Raw genomic sequence first — 21,590 nt, forward strand, 5'->3', positions numbered from 1 at the left:
CGTGCGCCTGACGCTGCGCAGTAACAGCTCTATCTCGGCAAACTTCTCTCGGCTGATGTCGCTCGGGTATTGCTTTCTTTTCACACCCCTATTGTCTGAGGTCGGAAGATCGCAAACAGGCTCTCAGAAGTTCCACATCGAACCGGGTCAAGAGCCCTCCGAGGAATGGTGGCAATGGCGAGATCATCGTGTCCACCTTGACACTTACCGAAACCCTCATGCGAGTGTCAAAGTGATCCTGTTCCATGGGGTGGGAACCAACGGACGTCAGATGTCCATGGTGCTTGGCGCGCCTTTGGCGAAGCGTGGATACGAGACCATCGCCATCGACATGCCTGAGTACGGCATGACCGAGGTGGCCAAGGGGGCCCCGGTTCGTTACGACGACTGGGTTCAGGCTGGCAGTGACCTGATCGATGCCGAACTCGCCAAGGATGACAGGCCCATCGTCCTGTACGGCTTGAGTGCTGGCGGCATGCTGACCTATCACGTCGCCGCGCTCAACAAGAAGGTCAAGGGCATCGTAGGGATGACCTTCCTCGACAACAGCAGTCAGCAGGTTCGTGACGAGACTGCCCTCAACTGGTTCATGAGCCGAGTCGGCGGCCCAATGCTGCGACTGGGCGCGGCCAGCCCGCTTGCCTCGATGCGCATGCCCATGACCTTGGCAAGCAAGATGCACGCGCTGGTCAACGACCCCGCAGCGCTGCAGGTGTGGCTGTCGGACAAGCGCTCTGCTGGCAATGCGAACACTTTGGCCTTTCTCAGCTCCTACCTGGTCTACCGGCCTGTGGTCAATCCCGAGGACTTCGATATCTGCCCTATCTTGCTGACCCAGCCAGCGGAAGATCGGTGGACACCTCTGCACCTCAGCGAGCCCTTCCTGCGGCGTATTGACAAGGTCCGAGTCCAGACGGTCATGCTTGATCGGGCTGGACACTATCCATTGGAAGAGCCGGGGCTCTCACAGATGGTCGACGCCATCGACGGCTTCTATCAGGAACTCGCAGCCCGGTAGAGAGTCATGGTTCAGCAATGGATGGCTGCGGCCACGACGGTTCTTTCGACAGGGCGCCCATCCTAAGGCGGTGCGCGCGGGCGGTGGAGTTCGACGCTCTGCCGCAACCGTACGTTGCGTGCCGCAGGCAGGCATGTTCCCAGGCGGGAGCCGTGGTGCGTTGGCGCGCGCCAACTCACCGCCAAGCGGCCGCGTGGGTTGTGGGCGGCAGCAACGGGCCGTGGGCCGCCACCTACCGCTCAAACCCGAAAGTCATAGCCAATCGTCAGCGGCGCATGGTCGCTGAACTTGATGTCCTTGAAGATCGCCGCCGCGCGGGCGGTGGCCGCGAGTTCGGGGGATGCCAGGTGGTAGTCCAGCCGCCAGCCCACGTTGTTCGCATACGCCTGGCCCCGGTTGCTCCACCATGTGTAGCAGGCGTCCGTCGTGTCCGGCTGCAGCTGGCGGTACACGTCCACCAGGCCGCCGTCCGCGTCGTCGCCCAGCAGCTTCGTCATCCACGCGCGCTCCTCGGGCAGGAAGCCGCTGTTCTTCTGGTTGCTGCGCCAGTTCTTCAGGTCGGCCTGCCGGTGGGCGATGTTGATGTCGCCGCACAGGATGAACTCGCGCCCGGCCTTCAGGCGCATCAGGTGCGGGTGCATCTGGTCCAGAAAGCGGAACTTGGCCTGCTGGCGCTCCTCGCCCGAGGAGCCGCTCGGAAAATAGGCGCTGATGATGGACAGCCTGCGCGCCGGCGTGTCGAAGCGCAGCTCCACGTAGCGGCCCTCGGCGTCGAATTCCTCGGAGCCGTAGCCGACCAGCACATCGCTGGGCTCGTGGCGCGTGTAGACGCCCACGCCCGAATAGCCTTTCTTGGCCGCGAAGTGGAAGTGGCCCTTGAGGCCCGCCAGTTCCTCGAAGCGGCCCTGCATGTCCGCGGACTGGGCCTTTATCTCCTGTACGCAAATACAATCCGGGCGGTTCTGGTCCATCCACGCCTCCACGCCCTTGGACGTGGCCGAGCGGATGCCGTTGAGGTTGAGACTGGTTAATTTGAACAAGGATGCATCCATGGTGACAGAGAGCGCGCAAGGCCCCGGGCGGGACCGTCTGGCGCAGGATTTCGTGCGTTTCGCGGTCGAATCCGGCGTGCTGCGCTTTGGCGAGTTCAAGACCAAGGCGGGCCGCATGAGCCCGTACTTCTTCAACGCCGGATTGTTCGACGACGGCGCCAAGATGGGCCGGCTCGCGCAATTCTATGCACAGGCGCTGGTGGCCAGCGGCATCGAGTTCGACATGCTGTTCGGCCCCGCCTACAAGGGCATCCCGCTGGGCGCCACCGTGGCCGTGGAGCTGGCGCGCCTGGGGCGCAACGTGCCCTTCGCCTACAACCGCAAGGAGGCCAAGGACCACGGCGAGGGCGGCACGCTGGTGGGCGCGCCGCTCAAGGGCCGCGTGCTCATCATCGACGACGTGATGAGCGCCGGCACGGCCGCGCGCGAATCCATCGCGCTGATCCGCGCCGCGGGCGCCACGCCGCACGCCATCGCCATCGCACTCGACCGCCAGGAGAAGGCCACCGAGAACGGCCGCGACGTGGACCACAGCGCCGTGCAGTACGTGCGCCGCGAGCTCGGCATGCAGGTCTGCGCCATCGCCCGGCTCGCCGACCTGCTGCGCTACCTGGAAGCCGATGGCGGCGACCCGCAGATCCACGCCCACCACGAGCGCGTGCTGGCCTACCGCCAGCGCTACGGCGTGGACGATTGAGGCAGGGGCAGAGGGGCGCGATGGCGGGCGTACGGCGGATGGGCGGATTGCTGGCATGCGCGGCCGGCCTGGCGCTGGGCGCGCTGGCGCCGGCCTGGGCGCAGCAGGGCACGGCCGCGCAGGAGGTCTACACCTGCATCGACAGGCAGGGCCGCCGCATCACGTCCGACCGGCCCATCGCCGAATGCGTGGACCGCGAGCAGCGCGTCCTGGACCACACGGGCACCGAGCGCCGCCGCATCGGCCCCACGCTGACGGAGCACGAACGCGCGGCCCAGGAGGCGCAGCGCCGCCAGGAGGCGCAGGAGCGCGCGCGCTTCCTGGAGGAGCGCCGACGCGAGCGCGTGCTGCTGGCGCGCTACCCCGACGAGGCCGCGCACCAGGCCGAGCGCGAGGCCGCCATCGACCAGGTGGAGGAGGTCATCGCCGTGGCCCACAGGCGCATCCAGGCGCTGAAGGCCGAACGCAGGCGCATCGACGTGGAGCTGGAGTTCTACCGCGGCGACCCCGCCAAGGCGCCCGTGAAGCTGCAGCGCCAGATTGCCGAGAACGAGCAGGCCCTGGCCGAGCAGCAGCGCTTCCTGGCCGCGCAGGACCTGGAGAAGCGCCGCATCCACCAGCGCTTCAACGCCGAGCTGGCCCAGCTGCGCCAGCTGTGGGCGGCCCAGCGGGCCTCGGCCACGCAATGGGCGCCGCCGCCCGCCACCGCGCCGGCGCAAAAATAAAGGCCCCGCGGGGCCTTCATTGTTTTGATAGCTGCCAGCGCTTGGCTGGCGGGCGTTTCAGGCCAGTTTAGCCTTCAAAAGTTCGTTGACCTGCTGGGGGTTGGCCTTGCCCTTGCTGGCCTTCATCACCTGGCCCACGAGCGCGTTGAAGGCCTTGTCCTTGCCGGCCTTGTACTGCTCCACGTTCGCGGGGTTGGCGGCGATGACCTCGTCGATGATCTTCTCCAGCGCGCCGCTGTCGTTCATTTGCTTGAGGCCCTTGGCGTCGATCACGGCGTCCACGTCGCTGCCTTCGCCGCTCCACAGCGCCTCGAACACCTGCCTGGCGGCGTTGTTGCTGATGGTGCCGTCGCCGATGCGCCCGATCAGCGCGGCCAGCTGCCGGCTGGAGACCTTCACCGCATCCATGCCGATCTCCTCGGTGTTCAGGCGGCGCGAGATCTCGCCCATCACCCAGTTGCTGGCGAGCTTGGGCGCGCCGCAGGCCTGGGCGGCGTCCTCGAAATAGGCGGCCATGGCCTGGCTCTGCGTGAGCGTGGTCGCGTCGTACTCGGGCAGGCCGTACTGCTGCACGAAGCGCGCGGCCATGGCGCGCGGCAGCTCGGGCATGGCGGCCAACACCCGCTCCACCCATTCGGGCGTGATGACCAGCGGCGGCAGGTCGGGATCGGGGAAGTAGCGGTAGTCGGCCGCGTCCTCCTTGGTGCGCATGGCGCGCGTCTCGCCCGTGTCGGGGTCGAACAGCACGGTGGCCTGCTGGATGGCGTGGCCGTCCTCCAGCTGCTCGATCTGCCAGCGGATCTCGTAGTCGATCGCCTGCTGCATGTACTTGAAGCTGTTGAGGTTCTTGATCTCGCGGCGCGTGCCCAGCGGCTGGCCCGGCTTGCGCACGGAGACGTTGGCGTCGCAGCGGAAGCTCCCTTCCTGCATGTTGCCGTCGCAGATGCCGATCCAGGTCACGATCTGGTGCAGCGCCTTGGCGTAGGCCACGGCCTCTTCGGTGCCGCGCATGTCGGGCTCGGTCACGATCTCCAGCAGCGGCGTGCCCGCGCGGTTCAGGTCGATGCCGCTCATGCCGTGGAATTCCTCGTGCAGCGACTTGCCCGCGTCCTCCTCCAGGTGGGCGCGCACCAGGCGCACGGTCTTCTTCTCGTCGCCGAGGTAGAAGCCCACCTCGCCGCCCTGCACCACGGGAATCTCGAACTGGCTGATCTGGTAGCCCTTGGGCAGGTCGGGGTAGAAGTAGTTCTTGCGCGCGAAAATGCTCTGCGGCGCAATGTGGGAGCCGAGTGCCAGTCCCAATTTGATAGCGCAGGCCACCGCCTCGCGGTTCATCACGGGCAGGGCGCCGGGCAGGGCCAGGTCCACGGCGCAGGCCTGGGTATTGGGCTCGGCGCCGAAGGCGGTGCTGGCGCGGCTGAAGATTTTGCTCTTCGTGGCCAGCTGGGCGTGGGTCTCGAAGCCGATGACGACCTCGTAGCCTTGGATGAGTTTCTCGGTCATGGTCAGATGCCCTCCGGCGCCCGGAGGTGGAAGTCGGTCGCCTGCTGCAGGCGGTGCGCGGCATTGAGCAGCCGCGCTTCCTGGAAGTAGTTGCCGATCAGCTGCAGGCCCACGGGCAGGCCGCCTTCGCCGAAGCCCGCGGGCACGCTCATGCCGGGCAGGCCGGCCAGCGATGCGGGCAGGGTGTAGATGTCGGCCAGGTAGTTGGCCACCGGGTCGTTCTGGCTGCCCAGCCGCCAGGCCGTGGTGGGGGCCACGGGGCCGGCGATCAGGTCGCATTCCTTGAAGGCTGCCTGGAAGTCGTCGGCGATCATGCGGCGCAGCTTCTGCGCCTGCAGGTAGTAGGCGTCGTAGTAGCCCTCGGACAGCACGTAGGTGCCGATCATGATGCGGCGCTTGACCTCGTCGCCGAAGCCCTGGGCGCGGGTCTTCTTGTACATGTCCAGCAGGTCGGCGTAGTCCTTGGCGCGGTAGCCGTAGCGCACGCCGTCGAAGCGCGAGAGGTTGGACGAGGCCTCGGCGGGGGCCAGGATGTAGTACACGGGCACCGACAGATCGGTGCGCGGCAGCGTGATGGGCACCAGCCGGGCGCCGAGCTTCTCGTACTCCTTGAGCGCCGCGTCCACGGCGGCGTGCACGTCCGCCGCCAGGCCTTCGCCGAAGAACTCGGCCGGCACGCCGATGCGCAGGCCCTCCAGGCTGTCGCCCAGCGCGCGGCCGAAGTCCTCGGCGGGCCGGTCCAGGCTGGTCGAGTCGCGGTCGGGGTCGGGCCCGCACATGGCCGAGAGCAGCAGCGCGCAGTCCTCGGCCGAGCGGGCCATCGGCCCCGCCTGGTCCAGGCTGGAGGCGAAGGCGATCATGCCGTAGCGGCTGGCGCGCCCGTAGGTGGGCTTGATGCCGGTGACGCCGCAGAAGCTCGCGGGCTGGCGGATCGAGCCGCCCGTGTCCGTGCCCGTCACGGCCGGCGCCAGGCGCGCGGCCACGGCGGCGGCCGAGCCGCCCGACGAGCCGCCGGGCACGCGCGCGCCGTCCCAGGGGTTGCGCACGGGCTGGGGCGCGTCGAACCCCACGGGGGCGATGGCCGAGTTCTCGTTGGTGCCGCCCATGGCGAACTCGTCGCAGTTGAGCTTGCCCAGCGTCACGCAGCCGGCTTCGGCCAGCCTGGCCACTACGGTGGCGTCGAACGGCGAGCGGTAGCCCGCCAGCATGCGGCTGGCGGCGGTGGTGGGGAAGTCGCGCGTGACGAAGATGTCCTTGTGCGCGATGGGCACGCCCGCCAGCGGCGCGGCGGTGCCTGCGGCGATCGATTCGTCCTGCGCGCGGGCCTGGGCCAGCGTGGCGTCCTCGTTCAGCGCCACGTAGGCGCCCAGGTGCTGGTGGCTCCTGGCGCGGGCCAGGAAATGCCGGGCGGCCTCCACGGCCGAGACCTGGCCGCCGCGCAGCGCGGCGGCCAGCCGGGCCACGCCCATGTCGTGCAGTGCGGTGGAGCTCATTCGATCACCTTGGGCACGAGGAAGAGGCCGCGTTCCACGGCGGGGGCGCTCTGCTGGTTCGCTTCGCGCTGGTCGGGCTCGCTGGCCACGTCGTCCCGCAGGCGCAGGTGCACGTCCTGGATCGCCGCGACGGGGTGGGGCAGCGGGGCGATGCCGCTGGTGTCCACGGCGCGCATCTTCTCGACGATGCCGAAGAAGCCGTTGAGCTGCGTTAGCATGCGCTCGCTTTCAGCAGGGCTGAGTTCGAGCCGCGCCAGATGGGCGATGCGGCCGATGTCCTGGGGTGTCAGTGCCATAAGGGGATGGGGCGCGGGGAAACCGGATGTAAAGCTGTCATCCGCGCCGCGCCAAGAGAGTTATTCACAGGGGATGCGTTATTATCCCGGCTTTGCCGCAAGACCTCCACATTGCCGGTCATTGTGTGAAAAAAGCCAGCAAACACCCTGTAAATACCCGGCGATGGCAGGCCGAAGCGCATGCCGTGCCTGAGAGGATCCTTGAATGTTCGGAGCTTTCCGTCGGTACTTCTCCACCGACCTGGCCATTGACCTTGGTACCGCCAACACCCTGATCTTCGCCCGCGACAAGGGCATCGTGCTCGACGAGCCTTCGGTCGTCGCCATCCGCCACGAAGGCGGCCCGCACGGCAAGAAGGTGATCCAGGCCGTGGGCCACGAGGCCAAGGCCATGCTGGGCAAGGTGCCCGGCAACATCGAGGCCATCCGCCCCATGAAGGACGGCGTGATCGCCGACTTCGTCATCACCGAGCAGATGATCAAGCAGTTCATCAAGATGGTGCACCCGCGCTCGGTGCTCACGCCCAGCCCGCGCATCATCATCTGCGTGCCCTGCGGCTCCACCCAGGTCGAGCGCCGCGCCATCAAGGACGCGGCCGAGGCCGCCGGCGCCACCGCCGTGTACCTCATCGAGGAGCCCATGGCCGCCGGCATCGGCGCGGGCCTGCCCGTGTCCGAGGCCTCGGGCTCGATGGTCGTGGACATCGGCGGCGGCACCACCGAGGTGGGCGTCATCAGCCTGGGCGGCATGGTCTACAAGGGCAGCGTGCGCGTGGGCGGCGACAAGTTCGACGAGTCCATCATCAACTACATCCGCCGCAACTACGGCATGCTGATCGGCGAGCCCACGGCGGAGTCGATCAAGAAGAACATCGGCAGCGCCTTTCCCGGCAGCGAGGTCAAGGAGATGGAGGTCAAGGGCCGCAACCTCTCCGAGGGCGTGCCGCGCAGTTTCACTATCTCGTCCAACGAGGTGCTGGAGGCGCTGACCGAGCCGCTCAACCAGATCGTCTCGGCGGTGAAGACGGCGCTGGAGCAGACGCCCCCCGAGCTGGGCGCCGACATCGCCGAGCGCGGCATGATGCTCACCGGCGGCGGCGCGCTCCTGCGCGACCTCGACCGCCTGCTCGCCGAGGAAACCGGCCTGCCCGTGCTGGTGGCCGAGGAGCCCCTGACCTGTGTGGTGCGCGGCTGCGGCATTGCGCTCGAGCGCATGGACCGCCAGGGCAGCATCTTCACCAGCGAATAAGCGCGCGCCGCGCTTGGCAGGCAGCCCGCATGCCCCTGGGAACCCTGGACCGCACGGCCCCCACGCTGTTCAAGCACGGGCCGTCGCCGCTGTCCCGGCTCACCCTCTACAGCGCCTTGGCGCTGTTTTTGATGGTGGCGGACGCGCGCTTCCACGTCGCCGATCCGCTGCGCAAGGCCGTGGCCACCGCGCTGTATCCGCTGCAGTGGCTGATGCTGCAGCCCGTGGATCTGGCCGGCAAAGGCGCGCAGTATTTCCAGTCGCTGCAGGCGGCGCAGCAAGGCGCGGACGAGTCCCGCAGGAAGATGGCGCAGATGTCCGTGCGCGCGGGCGAGGCCGACCAGCTGCTGCGCGAGAACGCCGAGCTGCGCCAGCTGCTCGCGCTGCGCGAGCGCCTGGACACGCCGGCACAGGCCGCGCAGGTGCTCTATGACACGGCGGACCCGTACACGCGCCGCATCGTGGTGGACCGCGGCCAGCTGGCCGGGGTGGAGCCGGGCTCGCCCGTGGTGGACGCGGCCGGCGTGCTCGGCCAGGTCACGCGCGTGTTCCCCATGCTCAGCGAGGTCACCCTGCTCATCGACCGCGACCAGGCCATACCCGTGCTCAACCTGCGCACGGGCGCGCGCAGCGTGGCCTACGGCGATCCCGTGGCCGGCCCCGGCGGGGGCATGGAGCTGCGCTTCACGCCCGCCAATGCCGACGTGCAGGAGGGCGACCTGCTCACCACCAGCGGCGTGGACGGCCTGTACCCGGCGGGCCTGCCCGTGGCGCGCGTGCTGCGCGTGGAGCGCCGGGCGGATTCGGCCTTCGCGCGCATCTACTGCGCCCCCCTGGCCCAGGTCCATGGCGCGCGCCACGTGATGGTGCTCAAGCCCCTCGCGGCCGACATGCCCGAGCGCCCCGCGCCCGAGCCGGCGCCGCAGAAGCGCGGAGGCCGCAAATGATCATGCCCAAGGGCCAGCAGCTGCTGCTGCCCGTGAGCCCCGCCTTCATCTGGGCCAGCCTGCTGGCGGCCCTGGCGCTGAACATGCTGCCGCTGGGCCGCGTGGTCTGGACGCCGGACTGGGTCATGGTGCTGCTCGTGTTCTGGGGCATGCACCAGCCGCAGCGCGTAGGGCTGGGCGTGGCCTTCGCCATGGGGCTGTGCATCGACGTGAACCAGTCCGCGCTGCTGGGCCAGCATGCCCTGGTGTATTGCGGGCTGATGTTCGGCGCCCAGTACACCCACCGCCGCCTGCTGTGGTTCGGGCCGCTGCTGCAGGCGCTGCAGCTGCTGCCGCTGTTCTTCGCCGCCCATGCCGTGGAGCTGGCGCTGCGCGTGGTCGCCGGCGGCGGCACCCTGCCCGGGTTCGAAGGCCTGGTGGCGCCGCTGCTGGAGGCGGCCATCTGGCCCCTGGCCAGCTGGGTCCTGCTGGCGCCGCAGCGCCGTCCGCCGGACCAGGACGACAACCGTCCCTTGTGAGCAGGTTCTCATGACCGAGCTGCGCAATGCCGAGGCCGACACCTGGCGCTTTCGCCTGCGCGTGTTCGTGCTGGGCGTGGTGGTGCTGCTGGCGTTCCTGCTCATCGCCGCGCGCCTGGTGGTGCTGCAGGTGGTGCGCCACGAGGACCTGGCCGACCAGGCGGAAAGCAACCGCACGGCCATCGTGCCCATCGTGCCCAACCGCGGCCTGATCCTGGACCGCAACGGCGTGGTGCTGGCCACCAATTATTCGGCCTACACGCTCGAGATCACGCCCTCGCGCGCCATGGACCTGGAGGCGACGATCGACGCGCTGGCCCAGATCGTGGACATACAGCCGCGCGACCGGCGCCGGTTCAAGCGCCTGCGCGAGGAGTCGCGCAGCTTCGACTCGCTGCCGATCCGCACGCGCCTGTCCGACGAAGAGGTGGCGCGCTTTGCCGCGCAGCGCTACCGCTTTCCGGGCGTGGAGATCAAGGCGCGCCTGTTCCGCACCTACCCGATGGGCGAGGTGGCGAGCCACGCCATCGGCTACATCGGCCGCATCAACCAGCGCGAGAAGGAACGCATCGAGGACTCGGACGACGCGGCCAACTACCGCGGCACCGACTACATCGGCAAGCTCGGCGTGGAGCAGAGCTTCGAGTCCACGCTGCACGGCCACACGGGCTTCGAGCGCATGGAGACCTCGGCCGGCGGCCACGCCGTGCGGCGCCTGAACAGCCACCCGGCCACGCCGGGCAACACGGTCATGCTGTCGCTGGACATCAAGCTGCAAAAGCTCGTCGAGGACATGTTCGGCGAGCGCCGCGGCGCGCTCGTGGCGCTCGACCCGCGCAATGGCGAGGTGCTGGCGCTGGTGTCCAAGCCCACGTTCGACCCCAACCTGTTCGTCGAGGGCATAGACCAGGAGAACTGGCAGGCGCTCAACGAGTCCATCAACAAGCCCCTGCTCAACCGCGCGCTGCGCGGCACCTACCCGCCGGGCTCCACCTACAAGCCCTTCATGGCCCTGGCGGCGCTGGAGCTCAAGAAGCGCTCGCCCACGCAGGTCTACAGCGACCCGGGCTTCTTCAACTACGGCGGGCGCACCTTCCGCAGCCATGAAGGGGGCCTGGGCGGCGTGGACATGCACCGCGCCATCCAGTATTCGAGCAACACCTATTTCTACTCGCTGGCCGTGGACATGGGGGTGGACGCCATCCACGACTTCATGAAGCCCCTGGGCTTCGGCCAGATCACCGGAATCGACCTGGGGGGCGAGGTGCGCGGCGTGCTGCCCAGCACCGAGTGGAAGCGCAACACCTACAAGCGCCCGGAGATGAAGCGCTGGTATTCGGGCGAGACGGTGTCGCTGGGCATCGGCCAGGGCTACAACAACTTCACCATGCTGCAGCTGGCCGTGGCCGAGGCGACGCTCGCCAACGGCGGCACGCGCCACCGCCCGCACCTGGTCAAGGCCGTGAAGGACCAGGTCAGCGGCCAGGTGAGCGAGGTGCAGCAGCCCCCGGACGAGTCGCTGGGCTTCAACCCCAGGAACGTGGCCATCGTGAACAACGCGCTCATGGCCGTGAACCAGGCGGGCACGGGCCGGCGCGTGTTCATGGGGGCGCCCTACACGTCGGCCGGCAAGACCGGCACGGCCCAGGCCGTGAGCCTGGGGCAGAACGTGAAGTACAACGCCAGGCTGCTGGAGGAACACCAGCGCGACCATTCGCTGTTCGCCGCCTTCGCGCCGGTGGAGGACCCCAGGATCGCCGTCGCCGTGATCGTGGAGAACGCGGGCTTCGGCGCCGCGGCCGCAGCGCCCATCGTGCGCCGCGTGTTCGACTACTGGCTGCTGGGCCAGTACCCGAACGAGCAGGACCTGGCGGCCGTCACCAAGGGCCAGGCAGCGGCCCCCATGGGCGTGCCGCGGCGCGCCGACGAAGTCACCGTCGTGCCGGAGCCTTGAGCGCCTGAACAGGCTCTAGGCGCGCATCAGCGTGGACTTGCCGAACAGGCTCTCCAGCAGGTCCACCGCCAGCTCGGCCGTCTGGTTGCGGATGTCCAGCGCCGGGTTCAGCTCCATGACGTCCACCGAGCCCAGGGCGCCGCTGTCGGCCAGCATTTCCATGCACAGCTGGGTCTCGCGGTAGCTCGGGCCGCCGCGCACCGGCGTGCCCACGCCGGGCGCGATCGTGGGGTCCAGGCCATCCATGTCGAAGCTCAGGTGCAGGTGCGTGTCCTCGTCCACGTCGGCCAGGGCCGCCTGCATCACGGAGCGCATGCCCAGCTCGTCGATGCTGCGCATGTCGTAGACCTCGATGCCCTGCGCGTTGACGAAGCGCTTCTCGGTCGCGTCCACGCTGCGCACGCCGATCAGCGTGATCTGCCGCGCCTGCAGCGCCGGGCCCGAGCCCGCCAGTTGCGTGAGCTGCTGCGGCCCATGGCCCAGCAGGCAGGCCACGGGCATGCCGTGCAGGTTGCCGCTGGGCGAGGACGCGGGCGTGTTGGCGTCGGCATGGGCGTCGAGCCACAGCACCTTCAGGCGCCGGCCGCGCTGGCGGCAGTGCCGCGCCGCGGCACTGATCGAGCCGATCGCCAGGCAATGGTCGCCCCCCATGAGCAGCGGCAGCCGGCCGGCATCGAGCGCGGCCAGCGTGGCGGAGAACACCGCCTGGTTCCAGGCCGTCACCTCGGCCAGGTGCCGGAAGCCCCCGCTGGGCGCGGCCTGCGGATTGCCCGGGCCGCTCAGGTTGCCCAGGTCCTGCACGTCGGGCTCCAGGGCGCGCAGGGCGCGGGCGATGCCCGCGATGCGCAGCGCGTCCGGCCCCATGCTGGCGCCGAGCACGCTGGCGCCCACGTCGGTGGGGGCGCCGATCAGGGTCACGGGAGGCATGGCGTTTTCTCCTTGCGTCTGGGGCTCAACGCAGGAAGGCGTCGTAGCCGGTCTTGAGGATGAGCAGGCTCACCACCAGGATGAAGATGGCGCGCACGAAGCCCGTGCCATGGCGCAGCGCCATGTGCGTGCCCAGCAGGCTGCCCGCCATGTTGGCCACGGCCAGCGGCAGCGCGAAATGCCACCAGATGTGCCCCTTGCTCGCGAACAGGATGATGGCCGCGACGTTGGTGGCCAGGTTCAGCAGCTTGGCCGACACCGAGGCGTTCAGGAAGTCGTAGCCCAGCAGGCGCACGAACGCGAACACGAAGAAGCTGCCGGCGCCGGGGCCGAAGAAGCCGTCGTAGAAGCCGATGGTCAGGCCGATCAGGCAGGCCAGCGCCGTCTCCATGCGGCCCGCGAAGCGCGGCTCGTGGTGGCGCCCCAGTTCCTTCCTGGCCAGCGTGTACAGCAGCACCGCCAGCAGGATCAGCGGGAGCAGCTTGCGCAGGAAGTCGGCCGAGACCACGGTGACGGTCCAGGCGCCGAAGAACGAGCCGGTGAAGCCCGCGCCGGCCGCGGGCAGCATGGCGCGCCAGGGCATCTGCACGCGGCGGCTGTATTGCCAGGTGGCCATGGCCGTGCCGCAGATGGAGGCGCTTTTGTTGGTGCCCAGCAGGGTGGCGGGCGGAGCGCTGGGGAAGGTGGCGAACAGCGCAGGGACCAGGATCAGGCCGCCTCCGCCCACGATTGCATCCACGAAACCGGCGAGCAACGAGGCCAGCGAGACGACGATCCATTCCATGCGCTGGATTGTCGCATCGCCGCCGTCGCGCCATTGGCGGGTACGCATCTGCGAACGAGACGGGCAATAAAAAAGGCACCTGGGTTGCAGGTGCCTTGTGAGCTGGCATCTCGTTGCGGATGCCTGATTTGATTTGAGTGTTCTTGGTTAGGGTTGTCTCCTCGGTCCCCTCGTTTGGCGGGCCAAGGCACGCGTCGAGTGGCAGAACTGTAACGCGGCCGTCGCGCATGGGACATTGGTGATTTCCCGCAGCGAGGATTCGTGGCTGCAGGGGCGTCACTGCTTGGCGCGTGAGGCCTCGGTGATCCACCGCGCCGCCATCTCGGCCATCATCAGCGTGGGCGAGTTGGTGTTGCCGCTGGTGATGGTGGGCATGGCGCCAGCGTCCACCACGCGCAGCCCGGCCACGACGCCGCCCCGGCCGTCGCGCACGCGCATCTGCGCGTCCAGCACGGCCTGCGGATCGTCCACGCGCCCCATGCGCGTGGTGCCCACGGGGTGGAAGATGGTGGTGGCGATGTCGCCGGCCAGGCGCGCCAGTTCCTCGTCGCTCTGGTATTGCGGGCCGGGCTTGTATTCCTCGGGCCGGTAGGGGGCCAGCGCCGGCTGGGCCACGATGCGGCGCGTGAGGCGCAGGCTGTCGGCGGCCACTTGGCGGTCCTCGGGGGTCGAGAGGTAGTTGGGCGCGATGGCGGGCGCGGCGCGGAAGTCCGGGCTCTTGATGTGGACGCTGCCGCGGCTCGTGGGGTTCAGGTTGCAGACGCTGGCCGTGAAGGCCGGGAAGCCGTGCAGCGGCTCGCCGAAGGCTTCGAGCGACAGGGGCTGCACGTGGTATTCGAGGTTGGGGTGGGGCAGGCCGGGCCGGCTGCGCGTGAAGGCGCCGAGCTGCGACGGCGCCATGCTCATGGGCCCGCTGCGCTTGAGCAGGTATTCCAGGCCGATCTTTGCCTTGCCCGCCAGGCTGCCGGCCATCTGGTTCAGGGTCGGCGCGTCCTGCACCTTGTACACGGCGCGGATCTGCAGGTGGTCCTGCAGGTTGGCGCCCACGCCGGGCAGGTCGAGCGCCACGTCGATGCCGTGCTGCTTGAGCAGCGCACCGGGGCCTATGCCCGACAGCTGCAGCAGCTGCGGCGAGTTCACGGCGCCGGCGCAGAGGATGAGCTCCTGCTGCGCGTGGGCCGTGATCATCTCGTCGCCCGTCCACGCCTGCACGCCGGCGCAGCGCAGGCGGCCGTCCGGCTGGCGCTCCAGGAGCAGCCGCGTGGCCTGGGCCGAGGTCCACAGCTCGAAGTTCGGCCGCCCGTAGCAGGTGGGGCGCAGGAAGGCCTTGGCCGTGTTCCAGCGCCAGCCGTTCTTCTGGTTGACCTCGAAGTAGCCCACGCCCTCGTTGGTGCCGCGGTTGAAATCGTCGGTGGCGGGAATGCCGGCCTGCTGCGCGGCCTGGGCGAAGGCGTCCAGGATGTCCCAGCGCAGGCGCTGTCTGTCCACGCGCCATTCGCCCGTGCTGCCCGTGCGCTTGTTGCCGTGCAGGCGCTCGAAGGCCTCGTCCGCGCCGCCGGGGCGGTCCAGGCGCCAGTGGTCCTCGTGGCGGCGGAAGGCCGGCAGCACGTTGTCCCAGCGCCAGGCGTCGTCGCCGGTGACCTGCGCCCACTGGTCGTAGTCGCGCGCCTGGCCGCGCATGTAGATCATGCCGTTGATGCTGCTGCAGCCGCCCAGCGTCTTGCCGCGCGGGTAGCGCAGGCTGCGGCCGTTCAGGCCCGCGTCGGGCTCGGTCTGGTAGAGCCAGTCGGTGCGCGGGTTGCCTATGCAGTACAGGTAGCCCACGGGGATGTGGATCCAGTGGTAGTCGTCCTTGCGGCCGGCCTCCACGAGCAGCACGCGGCTGCGGGGATTCGCGCTCAGGCGGTTGGCCAGCAGGGCGCCGGCGGTGCCGCCGCCGATGATGATGTAGTCGAATGTGGTGTCGCTCATGGATGCCCAGGGAAAGGCGCCGCCGTTCCAGCCCGCGCGTTGATGCAGTGCAGCAGGCGATTGTGCAAAGCGGTATCCGGGTGTCGAGAGGGAAACCCCGGGATGCTATTATTTTCGTTGCTGCTTGCGCTTGTCCCATGAGCGCAAGCGCCCCATTTTGATGTTTTTTCACGGCCGCCGCGGCCATGCTTTTGCCTCGCGGCGATCTGTGAAATGATGTGCCGCACATCCGCCGCAGTCCCGAGGAAGCCTTCGTTCTGACCACCATGTCCGCCCTCATTCCGCCATCGGTCGTGCAAGACGGCACCGCCACGCCCCGCGCGCTGCCGCAGGGGGACTGGGTGGCTGCGGCCTTTGCCGACCGGCGAGCCTGGCGGCGCCTGGCGGCGCAGCTCAAGGCCTGCGGCCCGGGCCATGCCTGGAGCCTGCAGGGGCTGGCGCGGCTGGACCACGTGGGCGCGCAGGTGCTGTGGGACCACTGGGGCCGGGCTTGGCCGGCGCAGGTCGACCTGAGCGCGGCGCAGCGCGACATGCTCGAGCGCGTGGCGCGCTTTTCCACGCCCTGCGCGCCCGCGCCGCCCTGGCGCCTGGCCGACCAGATCGACCGCCTGGGCGTGCTGGTGCTGCGCGCGCTCGGCCATCTGGCCGACATGGTGGAGCTGGTGGGCCAGCTGCTGCTGGACCTGCTGCGGCTCGTGCGCAACCCGGCGCGCGGGCCCTGGCGCGACATCTCGGGCCACGTGTACCAGATGGGCGCCAAGGCGCTGCACATCACGGCCCTGGTGGGCTTCCTGATCGGCGTGGTGCTGGCCTACCTGATGAGCCTGCAGCTGCGCCAGTTCGGGGCCGAGGCCTTCATCGTCAACATCCTGGGCATCTCGCTGATCCGCGAGCTCGGGCCCATGCTCGGCGCCATCCTCGTGGCCGGGCGCTCGGGCTCGGCCATCACGGCGCAGATCGGCGTGATGCGCGTGACCGAGGAGCTCGACGCCATGCGCGTCATGGGCATCGCGCACGGCTTTCGCCTGGTGATGCCGCGCGCGCTGGCGCTGGGCCTGGCCATGCCGCTGATCGCGCTGTGGACCACGCTGGCGGCGCTGGCCGGCGGCATGCTGGCGGCGGACCTGACCATGGGCATCTCGTCGGCCTATTTCCTGCAGGCGCTGCCGGCCGCGGTGAAGGTCTCCAACCTGTGGCTGGCCATGGCCAAGTCGGTGGTGTTCGGCGTGTTCATCGCGCTCATCGGCTGCCACTGGGGGCTGCGCGTCAAGCCCAACACCCAGAGCCTGGGCGAAGGCACTACGGCCTCGGTGGTCAGCGCCATCACCATGGTCATCGTGGTGGACGCGCTGTTCGCGGTGGCCTTCAAGAATCTGGGGTTCTAGAGATGATCATCCCCCTGGGCGGCTTTGCCGCTTCCCCCTTCTCTCGCAGCGCTGAACGCTGCGGGAAGGGGGGCGACGCCAGCGCGGCGGGGCGGCTCTTGCGCGGCGTCCGCTGGCTTGGGGCACGCCAGTTTCATGCGTTGCGCGCGGTGTGTGGCACGAGGGAGGGGCGAGATGGCTGACACGCAACCCGTCGTCGACATCCGCGGCCTGGCCACCGTCTTCGGCAAGGGCGGCGACGCCTTCACCGTGCACGACGACCTGCGGCTGGCCGTGGACAGGGGCGAGATCCTGTCGCTCGTGGGCGGCTCCGGCACGGGCAAGACGGTGCTGCTGCGCCACATCCTGGGCCTGACGCGGCCCACGCGCGGCAGCGTGACGGTGCTGGGCCGGCCGGCGGCCGAGCTCGGCGGCGAGGGCGCGAGCAGCCGCGTGGGCATGCTGTTCCAGCACGGCGCGCTGTTCTCGGCCTTCAGCGTGATCGACAACATCGCCTTCGCGCTCAACGAACTGGGCACGCTGCCGCCCGCGCTGGTGCGGGACGCCGCCATGGTCAAGCTGCGCCTGGCGGGCCTCAAGCCCGAGCACGCCACGCGCATGCCCTCCGACCTGTCGGGCGGCATGGTCAAGCGCGTGGCGCTGGCGCGCGCCCTCATCATGGACCCGCCCCTGCTGCTGCTCGACGAGCCCACGGCGGGGCTGGACCCGAACAGCTCGGACGAGTTCTGCGGCCTGCTGCGCGAGCTGCATGCGGCGCTGGGCCTCACGGTGATCATGGTCACGCACGACCTGGACACGCTGTTCGCCCTGTCCACGCGCGTGGCCGTGCTGGCCGACCGGCGCGTCATCACCAGCGGCACGCCGCAGCAGGTGGCGCGGTTCGAGCACCCTTTCGTCGACCACTTTTTCCGCGGGGAACGCGGCCGCCGCGCCATGGCGCAGCCGCCCGCCGCCGCGTCCAAGGAAGCCTGATGGAAAACAAGTCCCATGCCCTCGCTGCGGGCATCTTCGTGATCGTCGTGGCGGCGCTGCTGGCCGGCCTCGGCATGTGGCTCACGCGCGACCAGACCTCCTACCGGGTCTACGAGCTGTCGAGCAGGGACAGCGTGAGCGGCCTGCAGCCCCAGGCGCCCGTGCGCTACAAGGGCGTGGCCGTGGGCAAGGTCACGCGGATCGGCTTCGACCCCGAGGCCCCGGGCAACGTGCTGATCCGCATCGCCGTCAACACCACGGCCCCCATCAGCGCCACCACGTTCGCCACGCTGGGCTACCAGGGCGTCACGGGCCTGGCCCACGTGCAGCTCGACGACGCCGACGCGCCCCTGCCCCAGCCCGCGCCCGGCGCCAGCGGCCTGCCGCGCCTGCCGCTGCAGACTTCCACGTTCAGCCAGGTGGCCGAGCAGGGGCCGGCCATCATGGCCCAGGTGCAGCAGGCCACGGAGCGCATCAACACGCTGCTGGGCGACGAGAACCAGCAGCGCTTCGCCACGGCGCTGCAGCAGCTGGGCGCGGCCGCGGGCAGCATCGACCAGCTGGTCCGTCACCTGGACAACACGGTGAGCACGCGGCTCGACCCGGCGCTCGCCGGCGTGCCGGCGCTCACGCAGGACGCGCAGCAGACCCTGCATGCGCTGCGCCAGGCCGGCAGCAGCGCCGCCGGCGCGGCCGACGAGGTGCGCCAGGCGGTGCGCGCGCTCAATGCCGAAGGGGGCGCCCTGGCCGAGATCGCCAGCGGCGCCAAGTCGCTCACGACGGCGGCCGACCGCTTCGGGCGCGTCACGCTGCCGAGCCTGAACCGCGCGGCCGACGAGACCGCGCGCGCCGCGCGCCGCCTGGGCCGCACCGCCACGGGCATCAACGACAACCCGCAGTCGCTCATCTACGGCCCGGGCCGCGCCGCGGCCGCGCCGGGCGAGCCCGGATTCGTCGCGCCGCCCAACCAGCCTTGAGAGAGCCTTCATGAAGACTATCGAAAAAATAGCTGCCCGCGCTTTCTGGAAGCGCGTCAGGGCCGTTTTTTGCATGATGCTTGCGGCCCTGGCCGCGGGCTGCTCCGTGCTGCCCGCTCCGCCCGTGCGCGCCGACGTGTACGACTTCGGCCCCGGCCCCATGCAGCCCGCGGGCGGCGCGCAGGCCGCCGCGCCGCTCGCCCCCATCGTGCTGGCCGCCGTGGACACCGTGGGCATGCCCGAGGGCAGCTCCGCCTTGCTGTACCGCCTGGCCTATGCCAACGCCCAGCAGCTGCGCCCCTACACCCAGGCGCGCTGGAGCCAGCCCCCCGCCGACCTGCTGGCCCAGGCGCTGCGCGAGCGCCTGGGCGAGCGCCGCATGGTGCTCTCGGGCGATGGCGGCGCGGCCCTGCAGCTCGACCAGATCCGCCAGGCCAGCGTGCTGCGCGTGCAGCTCGAAGAGTTCAGCCAGATCTTCAGCACCCCCGATGCCAGCACCGGCCTGGTGCGCGTGCGCGCCATGCTGGCGGACGCCGGCCCTGCCGGCGAGGCGCTGCGGGCCCAGCGCGTGTTCATCGCCCGGCGCCCGGCCGCCACGCCCGACGCGGCGGGCGGCGCCCGAGCCCTGGCCGAGGCCGCGGCGCAGGTGGCCGACGAACTCGCTCACTGGGTGCAGCAGCAGGGCCGCTGAGCCGCCGGGCGCTCACGCGCCGCCGGCCTTGCGGCCTATGCGGCCGAACTCCACCGGCACCTTCACGTAGGTCAGCTCGATGTCCTCGCGCGCCAGGGCCTCCATCAGGCTGCGGCACGCCGCCTCGTCCACCGACACCGTGACCGCCAGCGGCTGGTCGGCCAGCTCGAAGAAATGCGCCGAATGGAAGCGCCCCGTGTGGTCGAAGCCTTCCGCCGCGCCGACCAGCGTGCCGCCTGCCGCGCCGTGCTGGCGCGCGAACTCCAGCAGCCACTCGCCAAGAGGCCTGTGCCCGTGCCGCCGGTCCTGCGCCGTGAAGAACGTCAGTTGATAGCCTTGCATGACCAGTCCTTTCATGACGGGCGGGTGAACGAAACCGTGGCCATGCCCAGCAGGGTCATCGCGAGCGAGCCGCCCAGGTGCAGGGCCACCATGCCGGCCGACCAGCCCAGGCGGCCGTCGCGCAGCAGCGCGAGCAGTTCGGCCGAGAACGTGGAGAACGTGGACAGGCCGCCCGCCAGCCCCGTGACCACGAACAGCCGCCAGTACGGCGAGAGCCCAGGCATCGCCGCGAAGAGCGCGATGGCCGCGCCGACGATGTAGGCGGCGATCAGGTTGGACGCCAGCGTGCCCATCGGGATGTGCGGCACCAGCGCGTTCATCGCCAGGCTCAGCCCGTAGCGCGACAGCGCGCCGACGATCGCGCCCAGGCTGATCGCCAGGGCGGCATGGGCGCCCGTCATCGCCGCTCTCCCTGTCCGAAACGTGGGAATGTGTGCATGGGTCATGGCCTCCAGGAAGGTTGCAGGCTGACCGGCGGCGAAAGCTGTATGCGGGAACGCCTACAGACCCGGCCGCGGCCAGGTTCCGTAGGCGTCATCAACCGCGCGATGCGGTGGTTCGAGGAGGAACGCCATCTCCTGGCGGCCACTATATCCCGTTCGCGCCATCAGTGCCCTGCGAGCACGGGGAACAGCTTGCTCAGCCCGTCGGCCATGACCTCCACGGACAGCGCCGCCAGGATCAGGCCCATGAGCCGCGTCATGACGTTGATGCCGGTCTTGCCGAGCGCGCGCTCTATGGGTTCGGCCAGCGCGAAGCACAGCGCCGTGGCCGCGCCCACCACCACGCCGTAGCCCACCAGGGCCAGGTGCTGCCAGAGGGTCTGGGCGCGGTCGGCATAGATCACCACCGTGGACATGGCCGCCGGCCCCGTGAGCAGCGGAATGGTCAGCGGCACGACGGCGATGCTGGAGCCCTGGGCCGCCTTTTGCGCGCCGGCCTCCAGTTCGTTCGTGTGGGGCTTGGCCTCGGCCGGCTGGGCGTTCAGCATGTTCATGGCGCTGATGAGCAGCAGCAGGCCGCCGCCCACCTGGAAGCTCTGCAGCGAGATGTTGAAGAAGTCCAGGATCTGCAGCCCCACGAGCGCGCAGGCCGCGATCACGCAGAACGCGCTGAAGGCCGCCACCTGGATGGTGCGCCGGCGCTGCGCGGCGCTGAAGCCGTTGGTGTAGTGGATGAAGAACGGCACGATGGCCAGCGGGTTCACGATGGCCAGCAGCGTGATGAGCGGCTTCAGGTCCATGCGAGCTCCCGCGCGGCCGGGGCGCCGCCGATGACCACAACAATCTTGCCCATGAACGCGCGACTCCTGAAACAATCGCGCATTGGAACACGCTTTAGTCAGGAGATCACGACATGGGACAGTGGGTAGACCTCACATCGGGCGACGGCTTCATTTTCCCGGCCTGGGTGGCGCGCACCGATGGCGCGCCGCGCGGCGCGGTGGTGGTGCTGCAGGAGATCTTCGGCGTCAACGCGCACATCCGCTCCGTGGCCGACCGGTTCGCCGCGCGCGGCTACCTGGCGGTGGCGCCGTCCACCTTCGCGCGCGTGCAAAAGGATGTGGACCTGGGCTACGGCCCCGAGGACATGCAGGCCGGCATGGCGCTCAAGGCCGCGGTGGAGGGCCTGCCCGCGCCGGGCGTGCTGCCCGACATCCAGGCCGCCATCAACTATGCGGCGCGCCAGAGCGGCCGCAAGGTCGGCGTGGTGGGCTACTGCTGGGGCGGGCTGCTGGCCTGGCGCGCGGCCTGCCTGGCCGAGGGCCTGTCCGCCGCCGTGCCCTACTACGGCGGCGGCATCACCTCGGCCGGGGAGGCCGCGCGCCGGCCGCGCGTGCCGGTGCTGGCGCATTTCGGCGAGCGCGACCGCTGGATCACGCAGGACGGCGTGCAGGCCTTCGCGCAGGCCCATCCCGAGGTGCAGGTGCATGTGTACCCCGCCGACCACGGCTTCAACTGCGACCAGCGCGCCAGCTACGACGAGGCCGCCGCCCTGAACGCGCGCGAGCGCACGATGGCCTTCCTGGCCAGGCATGTGGGCTGAATCTGGATCGAATATGGACCGGGCGCTTGCCTGCAAAGCGCCA

At 69.8% G+C, this 21,590-nt stretch carries 22 protein-coding genes and 1 riboswitch; of the genes, 12 read left to right on the plus strand and 10 right to left on the minus strand.

Annotated features, from left to right (window positions below; all coding sequences use genetic code 11):
• Nucleotide 1 precedes the first annotated feature (1 nt).
• Nucleotides 2-1,018: an alpha/beta hydrolase gene (locus ACX12L_RS15140; RefSeq protein WP_459263355.1), complete on the plus strand. Its 1,017-nt coding sequence runs from the start codon at nt 2-4 to the stop codon at nt 1,016-1,018.
• A 239-nt stretch (nt 1,019-1,257) separates the two neighbouring features.
• Here ACX12L_RS15140 and ACX12L_RS15145 read toward each other — a convergent pair whose 3' ends face one another.
• Nucleotides 1,258-2,058 carry an exodeoxyribonuclease III gene (locus tag ACX12L_RS15145; protein ID WP_459263356.1) on the minus strand — a complete coding sequence of 267 codons (801 nt, stop codon included), beginning with the start codon at nt 2,056-2,058 and terminating at the stop codon, nt 1,258-1,260.
• Between the two features lie 10 nt (nt 2,059-2,068).
• Between ACX12L_RS15145 and pyrE the strand changes: the two genes are divergently transcribed.
• Together pyrE and ACX12L_RS15155 are read left to right on the plus strand one after the other, a co-directional pair.
• Nucleotides 2,069-2,767: an orotate phosphoribosyltransferase gene (gene pyrE, locus ACX12L_RS15150; RefSeq protein WP_013517283.1), complete on the plus strand. Its 699-nt coding sequence runs from the start codon at nt 2,069-2,071 to the stop codon at nt 2,765-2,767.
• Between the two features lie 20 nt (nt 2,768-2,787).
• Nucleotides 2,788-3,492: a DUF4124 domain-containing protein gene (locus tag ACX12L_RS15155; RefSeq protein ID WP_459263357.1), complete on the plus strand. Its 705-nt coding sequence runs from the start codon at nt 2,788-2,790 to the stop codon at nt 3,490-3,492.
• A gap of 57 nt (nt 3,493-3,549) precedes the next feature.
• Here ACX12L_RS15155 and gatB read toward each other — a convergent pair whose 3' ends face one another.
• From gatB to gatC, 3 genes are read right to left on the minus strand one after another with little or no spacing between them, the layout of a single operon-like run.
• On the minus strand, nt 3,550-4,995 hold the full coding sequence (gene gatB / locus ACX12L_RS15160) for an Asp-tRNA(Asn)/Glu-tRNA(Gln) amidotransferase subunit GatB (RefSeq protein ID WP_459263358.1): 1,446 nt from the start codon (nt 4,993-4,995) through the stop codon (nt 3,550-3,552).
• 2 nt (nt 4,996-4,997) lie between these two features.
• Nucleotides 4,998-6,488 (minus strand): Asp-tRNA(Asn)/Glu-tRNA(Gln) amidotransferase subunit GatA, encoded by a 1,491-nt coding sequence (gatA, locus tag ACX12L_RS15165; RefSeq protein WP_459263359.1) that lies wholly within the window; start codon nt 6,486-6,488, stop codon nt 4,998-5,000.
• Nucleotides 6,485-6,784: an Asp-tRNA(Asn)/Glu-tRNA(Gln) amidotransferase subunit GatC gene (gene gatC / locus ACX12L_RS15170; protein WP_459263360.1), complete on the minus strand. Its 300-nt coding sequence runs from the start codon at nt 6,782-6,784 to the stop codon at nt 6,485-6,487. The genes gatA and gatC overlap by 4 nt, the downstream gene beginning before the upstream one ends.
• A 205-nt stretch (nt 6,785-6,989) precedes the next feature.
• Between gatC and ACX12L_RS15175 the strand changes: the two genes are divergently transcribed.
• From ACX12L_RS15175 to mrdA, 4 genes are read left to right on the plus strand one after another with little or no spacing between them, the layout of a single operon-like run.
• The gene (locus tag ACX12L_RS15175; protein ID WP_459263361.1) at nt 6,990-8,033 is read left to right on the plus strand and encodes a rod shape-determining protein; all 1,044 of its coding nucleotides are present in this window, start codon (nt 6,990-6,992) and stop codon (nt 8,031-8,033) included.
• 29 nt (nt 8,034-8,062) lie between these two features.
• Nucleotides 8,063-8,980: a rod shape-determining protein MreC gene (gene mreC / locus ACX12L_RS15180; RefSeq protein ID WP_459263362.1), complete on the plus strand. Its 918-nt coding sequence runs from the start codon at nt 8,063-8,065 to the stop codon at nt 8,978-8,980.
• Entirely contained in the window at nt 8,977-9,498 is a 522-nt protein-coding gene (gene mreD, locus ACX12L_RS15185) for a rod shape-determining protein MreD (protein ID WP_459263363.1), read from the plus strand. Before mreC ends, mreD begins: the two co-directional genes overlap by 4 nt.
• 10 nt (nt 9,499-9,508) lie before the next feature.
• Nucleotides 9,509-11,452, plus strand: a complete 1,944-nt coding sequence (gene mrdA, locus ACX12L_RS15190) for a penicillin-binding protein 2 (protein ID WP_459263364.1) — start codon at nt 9,509-9,511, stop codon at nt 11,450-11,452.
• 15 nt (nt 11,453-11,467) lie between these two features.
• Here the strand turns inward: mrdA and rocF are convergent, their stop codons facing one another.
• The 3 genes from rocF to ACX12L_RS15205 all read right to left on the minus strand — a co-directional run bounded on the left by rocF (nt 11,468) and on the right by ACX12L_RS15205 (nt 15,134).
• Complete coding sequence (gene rocF, locus ACX12L_RS15195) at nt 11,468-12,379, minus strand: arginase (RefSeq protein WP_459263365.1); 912 nt, start codon at nt 12,377-12,379, stop codon at nt 11,468-11,470.
• A 25-nt stretch (nt 12,380-12,404) separates the two neighbouring features.
• Nucleotides 12,405-13,163 (minus strand): sulfite exporter TauE/SafE family protein, encoded by a 759-nt coding sequence (locus ACX12L_RS15200; protein WP_459263449.1) that lies wholly within the window; start codon nt 13,161-13,163, stop codon nt 12,405-12,407.
• Between the two features lie 276 nt (nt 13,164-13,439).
• Nucleotides 13,440-15,134: a GMC family oxidoreductase gene (locus ACX12L_RS15205; protein WP_459263366.1), complete on the minus strand. Its 1,695-nt coding sequence runs from the start codon at nt 15,132-15,134 to the stop codon at nt 13,440-13,442.
• A 266-nt stretch (nt 15,135-15,400) separates the two neighbouring features.
• Here ACX12L_RS15205 and ACX12L_RS15210 point away from each other — a divergent pair, with 266 nt between their 5' ends.
• The 4 genes from ACX12L_RS15210 to ACX12L_RS15225 all read left to right on the plus strand — a co-directional run bounded on the left by ACX12L_RS15210 (nt 15,401) and on the right by ACX12L_RS15225 (nt 19,159).
• Nucleotides 15,401-16,519 (plus strand): MlaE family ABC transporter permease, encoded by a 1,119-nt coding sequence (locus ACX12L_RS15210; protein ID WP_459263367.1) that lies wholly within the window; start codon nt 15,401-15,403, stop codon nt 16,517-16,519.
• A 174-nt stretch (nt 16,520-16,693) separates the two neighbouring features.
• Nucleotides 16,694-17,491, plus strand: coding sequence for an ABC transporter ATP-binding protein (locus ACX12L_RS15215; RefSeq protein WP_459263368.1), 798 nt, complete (start codon nt 16,694-16,696; stop codon nt 17,489-17,491).
• A complete protein-coding gene (locus tag ACX12L_RS15220) occupies nt 17,491-18,468 on the plus strand; it encodes an MlaD family protein (RefSeq protein ID WP_459263369.1) in 978 nt (325 codons plus the stop codon). Before ACX12L_RS15215 ends, ACX12L_RS15220 begins: the two co-directional genes overlap by 1 nt.
• Nucleotides 18,469-18,478: 10 nt before the next feature.
• Nucleotides 18,479-19,159: an ABC-type transport auxiliary lipoprotein family protein gene (locus ACX12L_RS15225; RefSeq protein WP_459263370.1), complete on the plus strand. Its 681-nt coding sequence runs from the start codon at nt 18,479-18,481 to the stop codon at nt 19,157-19,159.
• 12 nt (nt 19,160-19,171) lie between these two features.
• On the opposite strand, the gene ACX12L_RS15230 is transcribed toward ACX12L_RS15225, so the two are convergent.
• The 3 genes from ACX12L_RS15230 to ACX12L_RS15240 all read right to left on the minus strand — a co-directional run bounded on the left by ACX12L_RS15230 (nt 19,172) and on the right by ACX12L_RS15240 (nt 20,744).
• Nucleotides 19,172-19,501 (minus strand): DUF190 domain-containing protein, encoded by a 330-nt coding sequence (locus ACX12L_RS15230; RefSeq protein WP_459263371.1) that lies wholly within the window; start codon nt 19,499-19,501, stop codon nt 19,172-19,174.
• 11 nt (nt 19,502-19,512) lie between these two features.
• Nucleotides 19,513-19,902, minus strand: a complete 390-nt coding sequence (crcB, locus tag ACX12L_RS15235; protein ID WP_459263372.1) for a fluoride efflux transporter CrcB — start codon at nt 19,900-19,902, stop codon at nt 19,513-19,515.
• A gap of 120 nt (nt 19,903-20,022) precedes the next feature.
• Nucleotides 20,023-20,089: riboswitch (Fluoride riboswitch) on the minus strand.
• Nucleotides 20,090-20,108: 19 nt separating this feature from the next.
• Complete coding sequence (locus ACX12L_RS15240; RefSeq protein WP_459263373.1) at nt 20,109-20,744, minus strand: MarC family protein; 636 nt, start codon at nt 20,742-20,744, stop codon at nt 20,109-20,111.
• Nucleotides 20,745-20,857: 113 nt separating this feature from the next.
• Between ACX12L_RS15240 and ACX12L_RS15245 the strand changes: the two genes are divergently transcribed.
• A complete protein-coding gene (locus ACX12L_RS15245) occupies nt 20,858-21,547 on the plus strand; it encodes a dienelactone hydrolase family protein (RefSeq protein WP_459263374.1) in 690 nt (229 codons plus the stop codon).
• The last annotated feature ends 43 nt before the right edge of the window (nt 21,548-21,590 follow it).

It is taken from the genome of Alicycliphilus sp. T452 (genome assembly GCF_054512775.1).